Origin of the sequence: Pseudomonas asiatica, assembly GCF_040214835.1 — a bacterium.
In the GTDB taxonomy this organism is placed as follows: Bacteria; Pseudomonadota; Gammaproteobacteria; order Pseudomonadales; family Pseudomonadaceae; genus Aquipseudomonas; species Aquipseudomonas putida_Z.
This window is the reverse complement of sequence record NZ_CP157874.1, coordinates 851,375-869,351: the sequence shown is the minus strand read 5'-3', so window position 1 is coordinate 869,351 and position 17,977 is coordinate 851,375. Positions and strand designations below refer to the sequence as shown.

Annotated in this window: 18 protein-coding genes; 8 read left to right on the top strand and 10 right to left on the bottom strand. The window is 63.0% G+C overall.

Going from position 1 to position 17,977, the window contains the following annotated elements; all coding sequences use genetic code 11:
- Positions 1-71: 71 nt before the first annotated feature.
- Together ABNP31_RS03995 and ABNP31_RS03990 are read right to left on the bottom strand one after the other, a co-directional pair.
- The gene (locus ABNP31_RS03995) at positions 72-545 is read right to left on the bottom strand and encodes a WbuC family cupin fold metalloprotein (RefSeq protein ID WP_025337695.1); all 474 of its coding nucleotides are present in this window, start codon (positions 543-545) and stop codon (positions 72-74) included.
- A 2-nt stretch (positions 546-547) separates the two neighbouring features.
- Complete coding sequence (locus ABNP31_RS03990; RefSeq protein ID WP_003256346.1) at positions 548-1,105, bottom strand: hypoxanthine-guanine phosphoribosyltransferase; 558 nt, start codon at positions 1,103-1,105, stop codon at positions 548-550.
- 161 nt (positions 1,106-1,266) lie between these two features.
- Between ABNP31_RS03990 and upp the strand changes: the two genes are divergently transcribed.
- Positions 1,267-1,905: a uracil phosphoribosyltransferase gene (upp, locus tag ABNP31_RS03985; RefSeq protein WP_011532223.1), complete on the top strand. Its 639-nt coding sequence runs from the start codon at positions 1,267-1,269 to the stop codon at positions 1,903-1,905.
- 2 nt (positions 1,906-1,907) lie between these two features.
- Positions 1,908-3,182, top strand: coding sequence for a uracil-xanthine permease family protein (locus tag ABNP31_RS03980; RefSeq protein ID WP_025337694.1), 1,275 nt, complete (start codon positions 1,908-1,910; stop codon positions 3,180-3,182).
- A gap of 117 nt (positions 3,183-3,299) precedes the next feature.
- Here ABNP31_RS03980 and hemH read toward each other — a convergent pair whose 3' ends face one another.
- A complete protein-coding gene (hemH, locus tag ABNP31_RS03975) occupies positions 3,300-4,313 on the bottom strand; it encodes a ferrochelatase (RefSeq protein WP_085587348.1) in 1,014 nt (337 codons plus the stop codon).
- A gap of 13 nt (positions 4,314-4,326) precedes the next feature.
- Positions 4,327-5,232 (bottom strand): TIGR01777 family oxidoreductase, encoded by a 906-nt coding sequence (locus ABNP31_RS03970; protein WP_085665055.1) that lies wholly within the window; start codon positions 5,230-5,232, stop codon positions 4,327-4,329.
- Positions 5,233-5,419: 187 nt separating this feature from the next.
- On the opposite strand from ABNP31_RS03970, the gene ABNP31_RS03965 reads away from it, so the two are divergent.
- The 5 genes from ABNP31_RS03965 to ABNP31_RS03945 all read left to right on the top strand — a co-directional run bounded on the left by ABNP31_RS03965 (position 5,420) and on the right by ABNP31_RS03945 (position 10,492).
- On the top strand, positions 5,420-6,406 hold the full coding sequence (locus ABNP31_RS03965; RefSeq protein ID WP_025337691.1) for an NAD(P)/FAD-dependent oxidoreductase: 987 nt from the start codon (positions 5,420-5,422) through the stop codon (positions 6,404-6,406).
- A 100-nt stretch (positions 6,407-6,506) separates the two neighbouring features.
- Positions 6,507-7,475 carry a YbgA family protein gene (locus ABNP31_RS03960; protein WP_025337690.1) on the top strand — a complete coding sequence of 323 codons (969 nt, stop codon included), beginning with the start codon at positions 6,507-6,509 and terminating at the stop codon, positions 7,473-7,475.
- On the top strand, positions 7,465-8,364 hold the full coding sequence (locus ABNP31_RS03955) for a MerR family transcriptional regulator (RefSeq protein WP_085665056.1): 900 nt from the start codon (positions 7,465-7,467) through the stop codon (positions 8,362-8,364). Before ABNP31_RS03960 ends, ABNP31_RS03955 begins: the two co-directional genes overlap by 11 nt.
- On the top strand, positions 8,355-9,797 hold the full coding sequence (gene phrB / locus ABNP31_RS03950; RefSeq protein ID WP_238067263.1) for a deoxyribodipyrimidine photo-lyase: 1,443 nt from the start codon (positions 8,355-8,357) through the stop codon (positions 9,795-9,797). Before ABNP31_RS03955 ends, phrB begins: the two co-directional genes overlap by 10 nt.
- On the top strand, positions 9,794-10,492 hold the full coding sequence (locus ABNP31_RS03945) for an SDR family oxidoreductase (protein ID WP_085665057.1): 699 nt from the start codon (positions 9,794-9,796) through the stop codon (positions 10,490-10,492). Before phrB ends, ABNP31_RS03945 begins: the two co-directional genes overlap by 4 nt.
- Before the next feature lie 123 nt (positions 10,493-10,615).
- On the opposite strand, the gene ABNP31_RS03940 is transcribed toward ABNP31_RS03945, so the two are convergent.
- The 6 genes from ABNP31_RS03940 to hemA all read right to left on the bottom strand — a co-directional run bounded on the left by ABNP31_RS03940 (position 10,616) and on the right by hemA (position 15,961).
- A complete protein-coding gene (locus ABNP31_RS03940; protein ID WP_025337686.1) occupies positions 10,616-11,134 on the bottom strand; it encodes an acyloxyacyl hydrolase in 519 nt (172 codons plus the stop codon).
- A 101-nt stretch (positions 11,135-11,235) separates the two neighbouring features.
- Positions 11,236-12,033, bottom strand: coding sequence for a glutamate racemase (gene murI, locus ABNP31_RS03935; protein WP_025337685.1), 798 nt, complete (start codon positions 12,031-12,033; stop codon positions 11,236-11,238).
- Positions 12,026-12,781, bottom strand: a complete 756-nt coding sequence (locus tag ABNP31_RS03930) for a molybdopterin-synthase adenylyltransferase MoeB (RefSeq protein WP_025337684.1) — start codon at positions 12,779-12,781, stop codon at positions 12,026-12,028. The genes murI and ABNP31_RS03930 overlap by 8 nt, the downstream gene beginning before the upstream one ends.
- Positions 12,775-13,605: a peptide chain release factor N(5)-glutamine methyltransferase gene (gene prmC, locus ABNP31_RS03925; RefSeq protein WP_350013025.1), complete on the bottom strand. Its 831-nt coding sequence runs from the start codon at positions 13,603-13,605 to the stop codon at positions 12,775-12,777. Before prmC ends, ABNP31_RS03930 begins: the two co-directional genes overlap by 7 nt.
- Complete coding sequence (gene prfA / locus ABNP31_RS03920) at positions 13,605-14,687, bottom strand: peptide chain release factor 1 (RefSeq protein WP_013970909.1); 1,083 nt, start codon at positions 14,685-14,687, stop codon at positions 13,605-13,607. Before prfA ends, prmC begins: the two co-directional genes overlap by 1 nt.
- Positions 14,684-15,961, bottom strand: a complete 1,278-nt coding sequence (gene hemA / locus ABNP31_RS03915) for a glutamyl-tRNA reductase (RefSeq protein ID WP_085587332.1) — start codon at positions 15,959-15,961, stop codon at positions 14,684-14,686. The genes prfA and hemA overlap by 4 nt, the downstream gene beginning before the upstream one ends.
- 804 nt (positions 15,962-16,765) lie before the next feature.
- Between hemA and ABNP31_RS03910 the strand changes: the two genes are divergently transcribed.
- Positions 16,766-17,959, top strand: a complete 1,194-nt coding sequence (locus ABNP31_RS03910; protein ID WP_350013024.1) for a hypothetical protein — start codon at positions 16,766-16,768, stop codon at positions 17,957-17,959.
- Positions 17,960-17,977 lie beyond the last annotated feature (18 nt).

Sequence of the window (17,977 nt, the reverse complement as noted above, 5' to 3'; positions counted from 1 at the left end):
AATCGAGGGGCTGCTGCGCAGCCCGATCGCGACACAAGGCCGCTCCTACAGTTGAGTGCGCCGGCCCGACATCAATCGAACTGCGCGCGCATCCAGGCCTGGTACTCGGCCACGCCTTCTTCACCTTCGCGCGGAGCCCAGTGCGCATGCTCGCCTTCACCCACCGGCCGATACGGCCCGGCCTTGCACTCGAACATGATGCTGTCCGGCTCCAGCACCACCAGCCCATGATAAATACCAGGTGCCAGGTCCACACCCAGGCAGTCACCCCCCGCCTTCAGCACTCGCTTGTCGGTCACCGCCCCCTGCTCGTCGAAGAGCAGCAGGCCCAGGCAACCCTTAAGCACGACCAGCGTTTCGGCTTTGTCATCGCGGAGGTGCCGATGCGGAGGGATGTAGGTGCTCGGTTGCAGCCCGACCGCCATGCGGTGGCAAGGCTCTTCCATCTCATGGAAATTGTGATGCTGCCGCCCGCGTGGGTTGGCGGCAGCCTGTGCGGCCAGCCCGGCGAACAGCGATTGGTCGATGAACGCAGGCTGGCGCATGATCACAGCCCCTTTACGGCGAAGATGCCGTTGGCGTTGCGCCAGTAGCCTTTGTAATCCATGCCATAACCGAAGATGTAGCGGTCGACGCAGGGCAGGCCCACGTAGTTGGCCTTGAGCTCCGGGCTGGCCTTGCGGTCATGGTCCTTGTCGATCAGTACCGCGGTGTGCACCGAGCGCGCGCCGGCATGCTTGCAGAACTCGATGATGGCGCTGAGGGTGTGGCCTTCGTCGAGGATGTCATCGACGATCAGTACGTCACGGTCGATGAACGACACTTCGGGCTTGGCCTTCCAGAACAGCTCGCCGCCGCTGGTCTGGTTGCGGTAGCGGGTGGCGTGCAGGTAGCTGGCTTCCAGTGGGAACTGCAGGTGGGTCAGCAGTTTGCCGGAGAAGATCAGGCCGCCGTTCATCACGCAGAACACAACCGGGTTCTTGTCGTGCAGGTCCTTGCAGATCTGCTCGCCGACTTTGGCGATGGCCGCTTCGACTTCGGCTTCGGTGTACAGGCAGTCAGCTTCACGCATGACTTGACGGATATGCTCGAGATCGGCGGACATGGCGCTCTCCGGGGGTGCATTTTGGAAAAGCGGGCAAAGGTACGCATCCGCTCGTCACAGATCAAGCATTTATGGACTAACGTCCAGAATGACCAGACGACAGCACAGGCTGAATAGATTAATCTAGCGCGGTTTTTTTGCCCGCCTTTCGGAGCCCCCCTATGCCCACTCGTGAGATCCGCCATCCGCTGATCCGCCACAAGCTCGGCCTGATGCGCCGTGCCGATATCAGCACCAAGAATTTTCGCGAACTTGCCCAGGAAGTCGGCGCGCTCCTGACCTACGAAGCCACCCAGGACCTGCCGCTCGAAACCTACGAGATCGACGGCTGGTGCGGCAAGGTGCAAGTTGAAAAAATCGCCGGCAAGAAGATTACCGTGGTGCCGATCCTGCGTGCCGGCATCGGCATGCTCGACGGCGTGCTCAGCCTGATCCCGGGTGCCAAGGTCAGCGCCGTCGGCGTTGCCCGCAACGAGGAAACCCTCGAAGCCCACACCTACCTGGAAAAGCTCGCGCCGGACATCAACCAGCGCCTGGCCCTGATCATCGACCCGATGCTGGCCACCGGCGGTTCGATGGTCGCCACCATCGACCTGCTGAAGAAGGCCGGCTGCAAAGAGATCCGCGCCATGGTTCTGGTCGCCGCGCCAGAAGGCATCGAAGTGGTGGAAAAAGCCCACCCGGACGTGCAGATCTACACCGCCTCGATCGACCAGCGCCTGAACGAACACGGCTACATCGTGCCGGGCCTGGGCGATGCCGGTGACAAGATCTTCGGCACCAAGCAAAAGGACGCCTGACCATGCAGGACGGCTTCAACGACCCGCTCTGGCGCCAGGTCGTTTCGGGCGCGCAGATGCTCTTCGTGGCATTTGGCGCGCTGGTGCTGATGCCACTGATCACCGGCCTCGATCCGAACGTCGCGCTGTTCACCGCCGGCATCGGCACCCTGCTGTTCCAGCTGGTCACCGGCCGCCAGGTACCCGTGTTCCTGGCCTCGAGCTTTGCCTTCATCACCCCGATCATCCTCGCCAAGGGCCAGTTCGGCCTGGCCGAGACCATGGGCGGCGTGATGGCCGCAGGTTTCGTGTACACCTTCATGGGCCTGATGGTGAAAATCAAAGGCACCGGTTTCATCGACCGCATGCTGCCGCCGGTGGTGATCGGCCCGGTGATCATCTCCATCGGCCTGGCCATGGCGCCGATCGCCGCCAACATGGCGATGGGCAAGGCCGGTGACGGCAGTGTGCTGCTGCCCTACAAGACCGCCATGATGATCTCGATGCCGGCCCTGCTGACAACGCTGATCGTCGCCGTGTTCGGCAAGGGCATCTTCCGTCTGGTGCCGATCATTGCCGGCGTGCTGGTAGGCTTTGCCCTGTCGTTCGCCTTTGGCGTGGTCGACACTGCCAAGATCGCCGCCGCACCGTGGCTGGAGCTGCCCAACTTCACCGCGCCAGCGTTCAACTGGCAGGCCATCCTGTTCATCGTCCCGGTTGCCCTGGCACCGGCGATCGAGCACATCGGCGGCGTGATCGCGGTCGGCAGCGTGACCGGCCGCGACTACCTGAAGAAGCCCGGCCTGCACCGCACCCTGCTGGGCGACGGCCTGGCCACCACCGCAGCCGGCCTGTTCGGCGGCCCGCCCAACACCACCTATGCCGAAGTGACCGGCGCGGTGATGCTGACCAAGAACTACAACCCGAAGATCATGACCTGGGCGGCGGTCTTCGCCATCACCCTGGCCTTCATCGGCAAGTTCGGCGCACTGCTGCAAAGCATCCCGGTACCGGTGATGGGTGGCATCCTGTGCCTGCTGTTCGGCTCGATCGCGGCGGTGGGCATGAACACCATGATCCGCCACAAGATCGACCTGGCCGAAGCGCGCAACCTGGTGATCGTGTCGGTGACCCTGGTGTTCGGTATTGGCGGCGTGCTGATCGGCAGCGGTGATGGCCCGGATGACTGGGGCCTGAAGGGCATCGCCCTGTGCGCCATCGTGGCTATCGCCCTGAACCTGATCTTGCCGGGCAATGATGGCTGGAAGCACAAGAAGCTGGATGATCAGTTGCCTTGAGATCCTGGGGCCGCTTTGCGGCCCTGTCGCGACACAAGGCCGCTCCTACAAAGAGATCGCGGTCCCCTGTAGGAGCGGCCTTGTGTCGCGACAGGGCTGCAAAGCAGCCCCGGCAAATCAGGCCTTTTCGCACATTCCCGCCAGCGCCTTCACCCACTCCGGGTGATCATTCAGGCAAGGCACCAGCACCAGCTCCTGCCCGCCGGCCTCGACAAACTGCTCGCTCCCGCGCATGCCGATCTCTTCCAGGGTTTCGATGCAATCGGCCACGAACGCCGGGCACATTACCAGCAGCTTCTTCACCCCGGCCTTGGCCAGCTCGTCCAGCCGCGCCTCGGTATAGGGTTCGATCCACTTGGCCCGCCCCAGCCGTGACTGGAACGACACCGACCATTTGCCATCGGGTATGCCCATTTTCTGCGCAAAGGCCCTGGCCGTTGCCAGGCACTGCCCGCGGTAGCACACCGCGCGCATATCGGCACTGGCATCCTTGCAGCAGTCGGCCGCCTGGAAGTCATGCTTGCCGGTCGGGTCCAGCTTCTTCAGGTGCCGCTCCGGCAAGCCATGGAAGCTCAGCAACAGGTGATCGTAATCCTGCTCCAGGTAAGGCCGGGCGCTGGCGACCAGTGCCTCGATGTAGTCCGGGTGCTCGTAGAACGGCTGCAGCACGCGCAGCTGCAACGGCAACTGGCGTTCATTGACCGTCTGCCTGGCCAGTTCCACCACAGTGGTCACCGTGCTGTCGGCGAACTGCGGGTACAGCGGCGCAAGGGTCACCTTGCGCACACCCTGTGCCACCAGGCGCTCCAGTACCTCGGGCAAGGCCGGCTGGCCATAGCGCATGGCAATCTCCACCGGGCCATGGGGCCAGTGCTCGACCATCGCCGCCTGCAGGCGACGGGTCAGCACCACCAGCGGCGAGCCCTCCTCCCACCAGATCGAGCCATAGGCGTGCGCCGACTGCTCCGGGCGCTTGACCAGGATCAGCGACACCAGCAGGCGCCGCACCGGCCAGGGCAGGTCGATCACGTACGGGTCCATGAGGAACTGGTTGAGGTAGCGGCGCACATCGGCCACCGAGGTGGAGGCCGGGGAACCTAGGTTGACCAGCAGCAGGGCGTGATCGGTCATGCAGCGTCCTATGTCAGAGGCGACTGGACAGGTTGTCCAGGGCCGATTGCAAATCGTTGAAGCGGAAAGTGAAGCCTGCCGCCAGCAAGCGTAACGGGCGGGCGCGCTGCCCGCCGAGCAGCAGGGTCGACAGCTCACCCAGCCCGGCCTTGAGCAGCAGTGCCGGCACTGGCAGCAGCGCCGGCCGGTGCAAGGTGCGGCCAAGGCGCCTGGCGAACTCGCGGTTGCGCACCGGCTCCGGGGCGCAGGCATTATAAGGACCGCTGGCATCCTTGTGCTGCAAGAGAAAATCAATCAGGGCGACCTGGTCTTCTATATGGACCCAAGGCATCCACTGCCGCCCGTCGCCCAAAGGCCCGCCCAGCCCCAGTTTGAAGGGCAGGCGCAGGCGCGACAAAAAGCCGCCATCACTGGCCAGAACCAACCCGGTACGCACCAGCACCACGCGAATGCCCTGGGCCTGGGAACGCAGCGCTGTCTCTTCCCAGGCAATGCACAGCTGGCTGGCAAAATCTTCGCGCACCGGCGGTGAAGCCTCGGTCAGCTCGCGTTCGCCACCGTCTCCATACCAGCCCACCGCAGAGCCGGAGATCAGCACTTCCGGGCGCTGCTCGCGGCTGCCCAGCCAAGCCAGCAACTGCTCGGTAAGGGTGACGCGGCTGGCCCACAGCAGGTTGCGCCGGGCCGCCGTCCAGGGCCGATCGGCAATCGGCGCACCGGCCAGGTTGATCACTGCGTCCAGATGATCATCCGCCTCCAGTTGCTCCAGGCGGGCAATGCCACGCACGCCGTTCCCACAAATTTGGGGCACCTGCTCAGGTCGCCGGCTCCATACCGTCAGGCGATGACCCTGGCCGAGCCAGTACTGGCACAGGTGCTTGCCAATCAACCCGGTGCCGCCTGTCAGCAATATATGCATGGCTGTGTCCTCGCAGAATGCGGCGGTGGTCTATTTTTAACATCAAGGCACTTTTTTGACCCGACGCTCTCGGATAAACATAGGCCAACCTGCCTGCCAACACGGAATAACCTTATACAACATTTGAGCATTGTACAGGTTTGCCTGACAGCGTAGTCTGCTTACAGCAAGGTTTGAAGAGGCCATCATGACAGTACCTATTGCCATCATCGGGGCCGGTATCGCCGGTCTGTCAGCCGCCCAGGCCTTGCAGAAGGCCGGGCAATCCGTGCATTTGTTCGACAAGGGCCACGGCAGTGGCGGTCGCATGGCCAGCAAGCGCAGCGAAGCTGGCGCGCTGGACCTCGGCGCCCAGTATTTCACCGCCCGTGACCGGCGCTTTGTCGAGCAGGTACAGCAGTGGGTTGCCGCTGGTTGGGCCGAGCAATGGAAGCCGCAGCTGTACAATTACCGCGATGGTGAACTCACCCCTTCACCCGACGAGCAGACGCGCTGGGTGGGCGTGCCGCGCATGAGTGCAATCACCCGCGGCCTGCTCAAGGATGTGACGGTCAACTTCGGCTGCCGCATCGCCGAAGTGTTCCGCGGCAAGCAGTACTGGCACCTGCAGGACACCGAAGGCTGCAGCCACGGCCCCTACAGCCGCGTGGTGATCGCCGTGCCGGCGCCACAGGCCACGCCGCTGCTGGCCGCGACCCCGAAGCTCGCTGCCGTGGCCGCCGGTGTGCAGATGGAGCCCACCTGGGCCGTCGCCCTGGCCTTCCAGACCCCGCTGGACACCCCGATGCAAGGCTGCTTCGTGCAGGACAACCCGCTCGACTGGCTGGCGCGCAACCGCAGCAAGCCCGGGCGTGACGAGCAGCTCGACACCTGGGTACTGCACGCCACCTCGGACTGGAGCCGGCAACACATCGACCTGCCCAAGGAAGAAGTGATCGAACAGCTGTGGGGCGAGTTCGCCGAACTGGTCGGCTGCGTGGTGCCGGCACCTACTTTTGCCTTGGCCCACCGCTGGCTTTATGCCCGCCCGAGCAGCAACCATGAATGGGGCGCACTGGCCGATGCTGACCAGGGCTTGTACGCCTGCGGCGACTGGTGCCTGTCCGGCCGTGTCGAGGGCGCCTGGCTCAGTGGCCAGGAAGCGGCGCGTCGGCTGCTCGAACACCTCGAGTGATGTAGGGTTATACAAAAAAACTGGTTTGCATAACTTCCGGGCTGTGCTGGAATGAACCTGTACAATTTTTTAGTCTCGTACAGGTTTTTGGAGGCAGCCCATGCACGACTCATTTGCCCACAGCAAGCCGCGTATCGCCATCAGCGCCTGCCTGACCGGGCACAGCGTGCGCTATAACGGTGGCCACAAGGCCTCCGACCTGTGCCGTATGCAACTCGAGGAACATTTCGACTGGTTGCCGGTGTGCCCGGAAGTGGCCATCGGCCTGGGCGTGCCGCGCGACCCGATCCGACTGGTCGGCAACCCCGAGCAGCCGGAAGTGGTAGGCACCCGTAACCCCGGCATGGACCTGACCGGCCCGCTGCGCAACTACGGCGAGCAAATGGCAGCCGAACTCGACGATATCTGCGGCTACATCTTCATGCAGAAATCGCCTTCCTGTGGCCTGGAGCGGGTCAAGGTGTACCAGGACAATGGCCACCCGGCCTTCCACGGTGGGCGGGGCGTGTATGCCCAGGCGTTCTGCGCACGGCGCCCGGATCTGCCGGTGGAAGAAGAAGGCCGCCTGCACGACCCTGTGCTGCGCGAGAACTTCATCAGCCGTGTGTACGCCTATGCCGACTGGCAGCGCCTGCTGGCCGAAGGCCTGAGCCGTGGCGCCCTGGTGCGGTTCCACTCGCGCTACAAGTACCTGCTGATGGCCAACAACCCGCAGGCCTACCGCAGCCTTGGGCGCCTGCTCGGCAGCATGAGCAAGGATGATGACCCGCAAAGCATCGGCCCGCGCTATTTCAGCCAGCTGATGCAGGCCCTGCGTCGCTGTGCCAGCCGTGGCACTCATTGCAACGTGCTGCAGCATCTGAGCGGCTACTTCAAGGACACCCTCACACAGCAGGACAAAGCCGAGCTGCAAGCCATCATCGGCCAATACCAGCAAGGCGTGGTACCGCTGGTAGTGCCGCTGACCCTGCTCAAGCACCATTTGCGCAAGCACCCCGACCCGTATCTGCAGCAGCAGGCCTACCTGCAGCCGCACCCCGAGCGCCTGGGCCTGCGCAATGCCGTCTGAAATCCTGTTGCCCATCGGCGAACTGGCTCGCCGCACGGGCGTCAATCCCGTCACCCTGCGCGCCTGGGAGCGCCGCTACGGCCTGCTCAAGCCCCAGCGTACCGCCAAGGGCCATCGCCTGTATCCGCTGGAGCAGGTCGAACGCGTCGAGGCGATCCTCGCCTGGCTGCAACGCGGCGCCTCCGTCGGCCAGGTACGCGAGCTGCTCGACAAACCGGCCAGCACGCCACCGAAAGGCGACTGGCAAGCCCGGCAGTTCCAACTGGTCGAGGCCATCGCCACGCTGTCGCAGCGCGCCCTCGACCAGCAGCTCAACCAGGCGATGGCCCTGTACCCGGCTGTCACCCTGTGCGAGCAATTGCTGTTGCCGCTGCTCGACCTCCTCGACCTGCGCTGGCGCAACTATTTCAATGCACGGCTGGAGCAGGTGTTTTTCCACAGCTGGCTGCGCAGCAAGCTGGGCGCCCGGGTCTACCACGACAACCAGTTGCTGCAAGGCCCTGCCATCTTGCTGACCGAAGACAGCGAACACACCTTCAGCCCCGGTTTGTGGTTGTGCGCCTGGCTGTTCACCAGTAACGGCCTGCCGGTCGAAGTACTGGAGCACACCATTGCCGGCGCGCACCTGCAACGCGCCGTCACCATGCTCAAGCCGCGCGCCGTGCTGCTGCACCTGGGGCCACGCATCGATGACAAGGCGCTGCAACGCACCCTGTCCAACCTGCGCGTACCGACCCTTGCCGGCGGGCCGATGCTGGCGCTGCACGAAGCCCGGCTGCGTGCCCTCAGGCTGCCCAACCTTGCCCTGTTCGATACCCCACAGGCGGCATTGCGTTTGCTGCAAGCCCATGACCGCCAGCCTGGAGAGATGACCGCACCATGCACCTGACCTGGCTGCGCAGCGACCTGCGCATCGATGACAACACCGCGCTAAGCGCCGCCAGCGAACGCGGCCCGGCCCTCGCCCTGTGGCTGGTCAGCCCCGGGCAATGGCTGGCCCACGACGACGCCGCCTGCAAAGTCGACTTCTGGCTGCGCAACCTGCGCGACCTGCGCCAGGCGCTGGAGCGCCTGAACATCCCCCTGCTGATCCGCAGGATCGACACCTGGGACCAGGCGCCACAGGCCGTACTCGATGTCTGCCGCCAGCATCAGGTGCAAAGCGTGCACTGGAACGAGGAGTACGGCATCAACGAGCAACGTCGCGACGAGGCCACCCGCGCGCTGCTGGAAAAGTCGTCCATCCAGGCCCACAGCCACCTCGACCAGCTGTTGTTCCGCCCTGGCACCATCCTTACCCGCAGCGGCGACTACTTCCAGGTGTTCAGCCAGTTCAAGAAGAACTGCCTGGAGCACCTGCACCGCGGCCTCCCCGCGCTGGCCCAGCGGGTGAAACGCCAGGCACCGCTGCAGGTCAGCAGCGACCCGATCCCCCAGCACGTGGACGGTTTCGAAAAACCCGCGCAAGCACTGCGCGACCACTGGCCGGCCGGCGAAGCCGAAGCGCAGGCGCGGCTGACCCGTTTTCTCGACGAAACCATCGACGACTACCAACAGCTGCGCGACTTGCCTGCCAAGCCCGGCACCAGCCAGCTCTCGGCCTACCTGGCCGCAGGCGTGATTTCACCGCGCCAGTGCCTGCACGGCGCCCTGGCCAGCAACCGCGGCGAGTTCGACAGCGGCAGCAGCGGCGTGCAAACCTGGATCAACGAGCTGCTCTGGCGCGAATTCTACAAACACATCCTGACCGGTTATCCACAGGTCTCGCGTCACCGCGCCTTCCGCGCCCAGACCGAAGCCCTGCCCTGGCGCGATGCACCGGCCGACCTCGAAGCCTGGGAACAGGGCCGGACCGGCTTCCCGATCATCGACGCCGCCATGCGCCAACTGCTGGATACCGGGTGGATGCACAACCGCCTGCGCATGATCGTGGCCATGTTCCTCAGCAAGAACCTGTTGATCGACTGGCGCAAGGGCGAGCGGCATTTCATGCGCCACCTGATAGACGGCGACCTGGCCGCCAACAACGGTGGCTGGCAGTGGAGCGCGTCCACTGGCACCGACGCAGTGCCCTATTTCCGCATCTTCAACCCGGTTTCACAGTCGCAGCGTTTCGACCCGCAGGGGCGTTTCATTCGGCACTGGCTGCCGGAATTGCAGGGGCTGGATGAAAAAGCCATTCATTTCCCCGTGAAGTCGGCCGATCTTTTTGCTAGATATTCCTATCACAGTCCAATTGTCGATCTCGACAGCAGTCGTCAGCGCGCACTGGAGGCATTCAAGAACCTCCCGCGCCGGCAGGATCAGAGGGCAGCATCTTGAACAACGCACGCAGTATCTGGGTGACGGGAGCAGGCAATGGACTAGGCCTGGCATTAGTGGAGGGGTTACTCGAGCAAGGACACCGGGTAGCTGCAAGCGGCAGGCATGGCGAGGCACTGGATGCCTTGGCTGCACGCTATGGCAGCCAGCTGTTGCGCTTGCCGTGGCAGTTGCACGAAGAACACCAGGCGGCCCAGGCCAGCCAGCAGATATGCCATGCCTGGTGCGCGCTGGACGGTTTGATCATCAATGCCGGTACCAGTGATTACCTGGCGGACGATGTGGCGGACAGCGAGTTGTTCGAGGCGATCGTCACTGACAACCAGTTGGCCGGCGAGCATTGCCTGGCCAAAGCGCTGCCTTTGCTGGCGAAGGGTGACTCACCGCAGGTGATGGCGGTGTTCAACCGTTATTCGGCGCTGCAGCTGCATGCACCGACGCAGGCGCCTGCGGGCTGGAACAACATGCCGCAGTGGATGCGCGAGCAGCGTCAGGCGTTGAAGGCGCAGGGGGTTGAGCTGACCGTGGTGGGGCCGCAGTCGTTGAAGACACCTGTGACACCGGCGCAGGCGATACCGGAGGCGTGGACGCCGCAGAATGCGGCAGAAGAACTGCTGCGGCGGTGGCCGCAGAGGGAGCCCGAGCTTGTGCTGGAGGCTTTGGATCTCAATAGCCTGTGGCCGTTGACGCGCTAGAGCCTGGCATCGGCACTGCCTTCTTCGCGGGTAAACCCGCTCCCACAGGTACACCACTGCACTCAAGATATAGGGGGTGCTGTGGGAGCGGGTTCACCCGCGAAGAGGCCGGCACAGGAGAGCTCAGAGCGCCATGCGGTAATGCAGGCTATAGCTCTCCACCCCATCGTTGGGCTGCTTGATGCCTGCGTTGGAATAGTGAATCGCCCGCACGCCAATCTCATGCCCACCGGCAAAGCGCAATCCAAAGCCGATACGGTCCTCGAACTGGAATGCCGAGCCCAGCTCGTTGTCTTCCAGCTCGGTGCTGGAGAATGCCGCCACGCCAATCCCCGCCTCTATATAAGGCTTCACCGACTCCCCGGCAAACTCGTAGACGAACACCGGCGCGAACGACAGGCTATGGTTGCTCGCGGTCTCGTCACCATCCCAATAGGTGTAGGCCCCATCCCAGTACCCCGTCAGGCGCCCGACGCTGGTCTGCCACCAGCTCGCGTCCCAATTCGATTGCAGCCCCAATCGGTAGACCATGGTCGAGTCACCGGTCTGCCCCACCGAAAACGAAACGTCGGCAGCCTGCGCCGCCAGTGAGTGCCCCAGGGTGAAGACGGCAGCCGCCGCCAAGCCAAGCAGCTTCTTCATGAGCAACATCCTTCTTTGCTGTTATTGGTATCCGCCTCATGTCAGGCAAAGCGATAGAAAACGGCAGTGGTACGATAGTTCAGCTTCTTTTCACATTTTTTTCACAATGAAAAGCTTTGCACACTGTCGGACTTATGCCACAGCAAAGGTAGGATTTGTCTGAGTGATTGCGGATCGGCACTGGTCCAGAAGCGGGTATCCCGGGCTGGCCCATCGGCCAGCAGGTCATCCGCGCCCAGCAGCCGCTGCAGTTGGCGCGCCACTGCGGCACCGGTGTCGATGATGGCCACGTCGGCTGGCACCATGCCGGCCAGCAACGGGCGCAGGAAGGGGTAATGGGTACAGCCGAGGATCAACGTGTCGCAGCCAGCGGCCAGCAACGGCTGCACATAACCTTGCAGCAGCTGGCGCAGCGCCGGGCTGGCCAGGTCGCCGGTCTCGATCAGCTCGACCAGCCCCGGGCAAGGTTGGGTGATGACCTGCACGTCATTGGCAAAGCGGTCGAGCAAGGCGGCGAACTTGGCGCTCTGCAGGGTACCGGTGGTGGCCAGCACACCGACCACGCCCGAGCGCGTGGCGGCGGCAGCAGGCTTCACCGCCGGCTCCATGCCCACCAGCGGCCAGGTCGGGTACAACTCGCGCAGGTCGGCCACCGCCGCCACCGTGGCGGTATTGCAGGCCAGTACCATGGCCTTGGCACCCTGTTCATGGAAGAACGCAGCAATGCGTCGGAGACGCTCACGGATATAGTCGGGCGACTTCTCGCCGTAGGGTATGTGCCCGCAATCGGCCACGTACAGCAGCGTCTCGTTGGGCAGCAGGCGCTGGATCTCTGCGAGCACCGACAAGCCGCCGACTCCGGAATCCATCACGCCGACCGGCGCCGAGCGCTCAGCCATCGCGCTTGCCGCAGACCGCACAGGCCGGGTCGCGCTTGACCCGTAGCTCGCGGATACGAGTGCCGAGAGCATCGATCAGCAGCAGGCGGCCGACCAGCGGCTCGCCGAACCCGGCCAGCAGCTTCATCGCCTCCAGCGCCTGCAGGCTGCCCACCAGGCCCACCAGCGGGCCGATCACACCGGCTTCGCTGCAGGTCAGTTCGGCTTCGCTACCATGGCCGTACAGGCAGTGGTAGCAAGGGCTGTAGTCACGCCGTGGGTCGAATACCGACAACTGCCCTTCCAGGCGGATCGCCGCACCGCTGACCAGCGGCTTGCCAGCCGCGACACAGGCGACGTTGACCGCCTCGCGGGTACCGAAATTGTCAGAGCAGTCCAGCACCAGGTCCACTGCTGCCACCGCTGCCGCCAGCGAGTCCTCGTCCAGAGCCTGGCGATGGGCAACCAGGCTGATTTCCGGGTTGATCGCCTGCAAGCGCTGCAAGGCCGAATCGACCTTGCTCATGCCGACGCTCGCACTGTCGTGGATCACCTGGCGTTGCAGGTTGGTCAGGTCGACGGTGTCGAAGTCGGCCAGGTGCAGCTCACCCACCCCGGCAGCGGCCAGGTACAAGGCGACTGGCGAGCCAAGGCCACCGAGCCCGACGATCAGCGCCTTGCTCTGCTTGAGCCGCAACTGGCCGTCGATGTCGATCTGGGCCAGCAATACCTGCCGGCTGTAACGCAGCAGTTCCTGATCACTCAGCATGGCAGGCGCCCCAGGGTAATGCGTTCATGGCCGCCCAGGTCCGTGCGGCTGGCGACCTCGATGAAGCCTTGTTCAGCCAGCAAGGCGCGCACCGCCACTGCCTGATCGTAGCCGTGCTCCAGCAGCAACCAGCCACCCGGCACCAGGTGCGCGGGGGCCTGGGCAGCGATCACGCGCAAGTCGTCCAGGCCATCATCGCCGGCCACCAGCGCGCTGCTGGGTTCGAAGCGTACATCACCGGCGACCAGGTGCGGGTCTGCGGCGGCGATGTAGGGCGGGTTGCTGACAATCAGGTCGAAACGCTCGCCGGCCAGGCTGTCGAACCAGTGGCTGAGCCGTACCTGGGCGTTCGCCAGGCCCAGGCGCTGGCGATTGCGCTCGGCCAGGGCGGCGGCCTCCTCCACCCGGTCCACTGCAGTTACCTGCCAGGCCGGGCGATCGCTGGCCAGGGCCAGGGCAATCGCGCCGGTGCCGGTGCCCAGGTCAAGGACCTTGGCCGGCGTGGCGGGTTGCAGTTCAAGCGCGGCTTCGACCAGCAGCTCGGTATCCGGCCGCGGGATCAGGGTATGCGGCGCCACCTCCAGGTCGATCTTCCAGAAGCCCTGCAGCCCGAGAATGTAGGCGACCGGTTCGCCGCCACGGCGGCGCTGCAGGTAGCCGGCATAGGTCTCGGCATCTTCGCTGCTGACGATTCGCTCGGGCCAGGTGTGCAGGTAGCTGCGCGACTTGCCGATGGCCGCGGCCAACAGCAGCTCGGCATCCAGCCGCTCGGTGGGCGATTCTGGCAACTGCGCGTTGCGCAGCAGGCTGGCGATGATGGTCATCAGTCCCCCAGGGCAGCCAGTTGATCGGCCTGGTATTCGGCCAGCAGCGGTTCGATCACCGCCTCCACGCCGCCGGCGAGGATGTCGTCCAGCGAGTACAGGGTCAGGTTGATGCGGTGGTCGGTCACCCGGCCCTGTGGATAATTGTACGTACGGATGCGCTCCGAACGGTCACCCGAGCCGACCAGCAGCTTGCGCTCGGTGGCGATGGCGTTCTGCGCGGCGCTGGTCTGCATGTCGTTGAGCTTGGCCGACAGCCAGGACATGGCGCGAGCACGGTTCTTGTGCTGCGAGCGCTCTTCCTGGCACTCGACCACGATACCGGTGGGCAAGTGGGTGATCCGGATCGCCGAGTCGGTCTTGTTGACGTGCTGGCCACCGGCACCGGATGCGCGGTAGGTGTCCACGCGCAGGTCGGCCGGGTTGATCTCGATGGCCGCCTGTTCGTCCGGCTCGGGCAGTACCGCCACGGTGCACGCGGAGGTGTGGATACGGCCCTGGGATTCTGTTTCGGGCACGCGCTGTACGCGGTGTGCGCCGGACTCGAACTTGAGCTTGCCGTACACGCTCTCACCCTCGACGCGGGCGATGATTTCCTTGTAGCCGCCGTGCTCGCCTTCGTTCTCGGAGAGGATTTCCAGGCGCCAGCCACGCTTTTCGGCGTAGCGCGAATACATGCGGAACAGGTCGCCGGAGAAGATCGCCGCCTCGTCGCCACCGGTGCCGGCACGGATTTCGAGGAACACGTTGCGGCCGTCGTTGGGGTCCTTGGGCAACAGCATGCGTTGCAGCTGCGACTCCAGCGTCAGCAGTTGTTCCTTGGCTTCACGCACTTCTTCCACGGCCATTTCGCGCAGGTCCGGGTCACTGTCCTTGAGCAGCGCCTGGGCACCTTCGAGGTCGTCCTGGACTTTGCGCCACTCTTTATAAGCAGCGTAGACCGGCTCGACTTCGGCGTATTCACGGGAATAGGCGCGAAAGCGCGTCTGGTCGGAAATGACCTCGGCATCACCGAGCAGTGCGGTGAGTTCTTCGAAGCGGTCCTGGAGGATTTCCAGTTTGTTCAGCAGCGACGCTTTCATTGCGGGGATTTGTCCGTCGAGCCCTCGTTGAGGGCAAAGAGTTCCTGGGCCATGGCCAGCGCATCGAGGCGGCCCTCGGCCGAGAGCCTTTTCAATTGCACGCTGGGCGCGTGCAGGAGTTTGTTGGTCAGCCCCCGGGCCAGTTGGGCCAGTACCTCTTCGGGGTTGCCGCCGTTGGCCAGCAGTCGCTGGGCCTTTTGCAGTTCTTCGTCGCGCAGGCGCTCGCTTTGCTGGCGATAGGCCTTGAGCACATCCACCGCGGCCAGCTCGCGCAGGCGCAGCATGAAGTCTTCGGCCCCCACCGACACCAGCTCTTCGGCGGCCTGGGCCGCGCCCTGGCGACTCTTGAGGTTTTCCGCCACCACGTCGTGCAGGTCATCGACAGTGTACAGGTAGACGTCGTCGAGTTCGCCGACTTCGGTTTCGATATCGCGCGGTACAGCAATGTCGACCATGAAAATCGGCTTGTGCCGGCGCTGTTTCAGCGCGCTCTCGACCGCGCCCTTGCCGAGGATCGGCAACTGGCTGGCGGTGGAGCTGATGACGATGTCGCTGTTGGCCAGTTCCTGGGGGATGTCGGCCAGCAGAACGGCGTGCGCACCGAACTGCTCGGCCAGGATGCTGGCCCGCTCAAGGGTACGGTTGGCCACGACAATGCGGCGCACGCCCTGCTCATGCAGGTGGCGGGCGACCAGGGTGATGGTTTCGCCGGCGCCGATCAGCAGGGCCTGGCTGCGGCCCAGGTCGCTGAAGATCTGCTTGGCCAGGCTGACCGCGGCAAACGCCACCGACACCGGGTTTTCGCCGATGGCGGTGTCAGTGCGCACCTGCTTGGCGGCGCTGAAAGTGGCCTGGAACAGGCGCCCGAGCAATGGGCCGACGGTGCCAGCCTCGCGCGCCACGGCGTAGGCGGACTTCATCTGGCCGAGGATCTGCGGCTCGCCGAGCACCAGCGAGTCCAGGCCGGAGGCCACCCGCATCATGTGCTTCACCGCCTCGTGCTCTTCGTGCACGTAGGCGCTGGCGCGCAGCTCGTCCAGGCTGAGGCGGTGGTAGTCGGCGAGCCATTGCAGCACCACATCGGCGGACAGGTGGTCCTGCTCGATATAGAGCTCGCTACGGTTGCAGGTCGACAGAATCGCCGCTTCGCGGCTGGATGTCAGCCGGCAGAGCTGCTGCAGGGCGTCTACCAGCTGCTCTGGGGTAAACGCCACGCGCTCGCGTACGTCTACCGAGGCAGTCTTATGGTTGATACCAAGTGCAAGAAAGGCCATGCAAGGTCGCTGGTTGTGACGGGAAGCCGATAATTGTCCTCTTTCGCAGGTTTTTGGACAACCACCGTTCGCTATTGCGCTGATAGTCGTGCGGCTATCGCCTTTTCGTAGCCTGATCTAGCGGTGTTTTCAGGTCTTGCCGGCTTTTGATCTGGCTTTTGATCCTGATCTTGATCTTCGCGACCTCAGGAGGCCGAACGCAGGCCTTGCGCATAGAGGTGACGGGCATGGATGCCCGTCAAGCGCTGGGCCCCAGGATGAGGCCTGCAGCGCAGCCCTCCCGGGAGCAAGCCCTACGCTCGGCCTCCTGAAGTCACAATCTGCAGCACCTGATCTACCGCGCGCTTAGAAGCAACAGTCACAGCAAAAGCCAGAGCCATCGGCTCGACATCGCCCTAGCCAACTACGCCGACCGGGTCGAGAAGACTTTTGACATATGTCCATAAGACTTATCCACAGTCTTGTAGTCCATTTCCCAAATACATGCCCAGCTGTTGCCCTACCCTCCTTCCGCACCTAGTCTTGACGCCGCCACATCGATATTCCTCACCGAGACAGCGATACGAGTGGGATAGCATGGCTTTATCAGTCAGTCGGTTTATTTCTATCTACTAATTTTGCTGATGATTAGAAGCTATGTTGGTGAGGGTTAGTAAAGATGTTGACGGACTGCAATGATGCACACTTACTTGGTGACGCGCCCAAAACAAGCATTTTTTTAATTCTTGTTTAACTATCTCAAAACGATTTTCTATGCAGGGTATGCTTCATGCATGGCAGGAAGCTATATAATAGGCGCGAGCAATGGAAGAATTTGCTGCATCTCGTAGGCACTCAGTGCTCCTTTGGGGCGTTAACTTGTGTGCCATTTCGGCCTCTACGCTGAGTTATATTTATCTTTCCTACTATATTTATGCTAATACTGCCAGCCTAATACTTTCCCAAGTGGTGCTGTTTGCGCCAATGGTTCTACCGGTAATTCTTGTCGCTCCTATCTACCGCCTGGCTGACTATCTAGCGCCACGCACCTTGCTGTGGAGTGCCAACTTGCTGTCGCTGGGCTGCGCGGCGGTCACCTACAAGATCCTGCCACATCATGTGGAAGTCGCCGTGTTAGGCGCGGTAGTCATTGGCGCCCTGGATGCGCTGCAACGGGTAGGACGTATTGTTGCCATCAAGTGTTATTTCCCGAGTGCGCAAATCGCCAGCTCAGTGCCTCTGACACTCACCGCACAATTCATTGCCGGCGGCCTGGCAGGCATCAGTCTGGTACTGTTCAAAGCCAACATGACGCCTGGGTTAGCCCTGCTCATTACTGTCAGTCTTTTTTCCATCGCGGCTTTGGCGGGCTATCTACTACCTGCGCCAACAAAGCCTCCGATCACCGTGCAGGTCGCACCAAGACTATTGACTGCCCTTGGTTCGCTTTTGCAGGAGTATCCCGCGCTACGCCTCAGCCTCTATCAGTTCATCGTCTTCGTCAGCCTTTTTCAGGGTTTCTTCAATGTGTCCAGGGTGCTGTTACCGGCACATGTGCTGGGCTTGGGAGAGGTGTATGTCGGCTTGTTGCAGGCCGTCAATAGTGTGGCAGCTTTGGTGGGCGCAGTACTGTTCTATCGTTTGGACAAGTGTAATTTGCGACCGCTACCTATGCCGATGGCTGTAGTCAGCGGCCTGTTCATGATGCTCGCAGCGTTCGGCCATGATATTCAGTCCAGTTACATCGCGTATTTTTTATACATATTCTTTTTCGAATTGACATTTTTCAAGTTGCAAGCCGATCTTGTCAGGAGCACACCTACCAGTGCCATGCCGTTGATGGCATCTGTCCAGTATGCCGGGGTGTACTTAGGCATGATAATTACCATCTTCGTCGGTTCAATTCTGGTTAAGTATGCAGGCCTGTTCAGCACGAGCGCTATCTTCGTTGCTTTCTATTTCGTCGCAACCAACGCCCTTCGAAAGACAGTTGCGATCAAGGGAAAACAGCCTGTCTAAATAGCTTCTTCAAGGAGA

Excerpts from the sequence above, each read along its gene's own strand:
- ABNP31_RS03995 (WP_025337695.1), bottom strand. The coding sequence starts at position 545 with ATGCGCCAGCCTGCGTTCATCGACCAATCGCTGTTCGCCGGGCTGGCC.
- ABNP31_RS03990 (WP_003256346.1), bottom strand. The coding sequence starts at position 1,105 with ATGTCCGCCGATCTCGAGCATATCCGTCAAGTCATGCGTGAAGCTGAC.
- upp (WP_011532223.1), top strand. The coding sequence starts at position 1,267 with ATGCCCACTCGTGAGATCCGCCATCCGCTGATCCGCCACAAGCTCGGC.
- ABNP31_RS03980 (WP_025337694.1), top strand. The coding sequence starts at position 1,908 with ATGCAGGACGGCTTCAACGACCCGCTCTGGCGCCAGGTCGTTTCGGGC.
- hemH (WP_085587348.1), bottom strand. The coding sequence starts at position 4,313 with ATGACCGATCACGCCCTGCTGCTGGTCAACCTAGGTTCCCCGGCCTCC.
- ABNP31_RS03970 (WP_085665055.1), bottom strand. The coding sequence starts at position 5,232 with ATGCATATATTGCTGACAGGCGGCACCGGGTTGATTGGCAAGCACCTG.
- ABNP31_RS03965 (WP_025337691.1), top strand. The coding sequence starts at position 5,420 with ATGACAGTACCTATTGCCATCATCGGGGCCGGTATCGCCGGTCTGTCA.
- ABNP31_RS03960 (WP_025337690.1), top strand. The coding sequence starts at position 6,507 with ATGCACGACTCATTTGCCCACAGCAAGCCGCGTATCGCCATCAGCGCC.
- ABNP31_RS03955 (WP_085665056.1), top strand. The coding sequence starts at position 7,465 with ATGCCGTCTGAAATCCTGTTGCCCATCGGCGAACTGGCTCGCCGCACG.
- phrB (WP_238067263.1), top strand. The coding sequence starts at position 8,355 with ATGCACCTGACCTGGCTGCGCAGCGACCTGCGCATCGATGACAACACC.
- ABNP31_RS03940 (WP_025337686.1), bottom strand. The coding sequence starts at position 11,134 with ATGAAGAAGCTGCTTGGCTTGGCGGCGGCTGCCGTCTTCACCCTGGGG.
- murI (WP_025337685.1), bottom strand. The coding sequence starts at position 12,033 with ATGGCTGAGCGCTCGGCGCCGGTCGGCGTGATGGATTCCGGAGTCGGC.
- ABNP31_RS03930 (WP_025337684.1), bottom strand. The coding sequence starts at position 12,781 with ATGCTGAGTGATCAGGAACTGCTGCGTTACAGCCGGCAGGTATTGCTG.
- prmC (WP_350013025.1), bottom strand. The coding sequence starts at position 13,605 with ATGACCATCATCGCCAGCCTGCTGCGCAACGCGCAGTTGCCAGAATCG.
- prfA (WP_013970909.1), bottom strand. The coding sequence starts at position 14,687 with ATGAAAGCGTCGCTGCTGAACAAACTGGAAATCCTCCAGGACCGCTTC.
- hemA (WP_085587332.1), bottom strand. The coding sequence starts at position 15,961 with ATGGCCTTTCTTGCACTTGGTATCAACCATAAGACTGCCTCGGTAGAC.
- ABNP31_RS03910 (WP_350013024.1), top strand. The coding sequence starts at position 16,766 with ATGGAAGAATTTGCTGCATCTCGTAGGCACTCAGTGCTCCTTTGGGGC.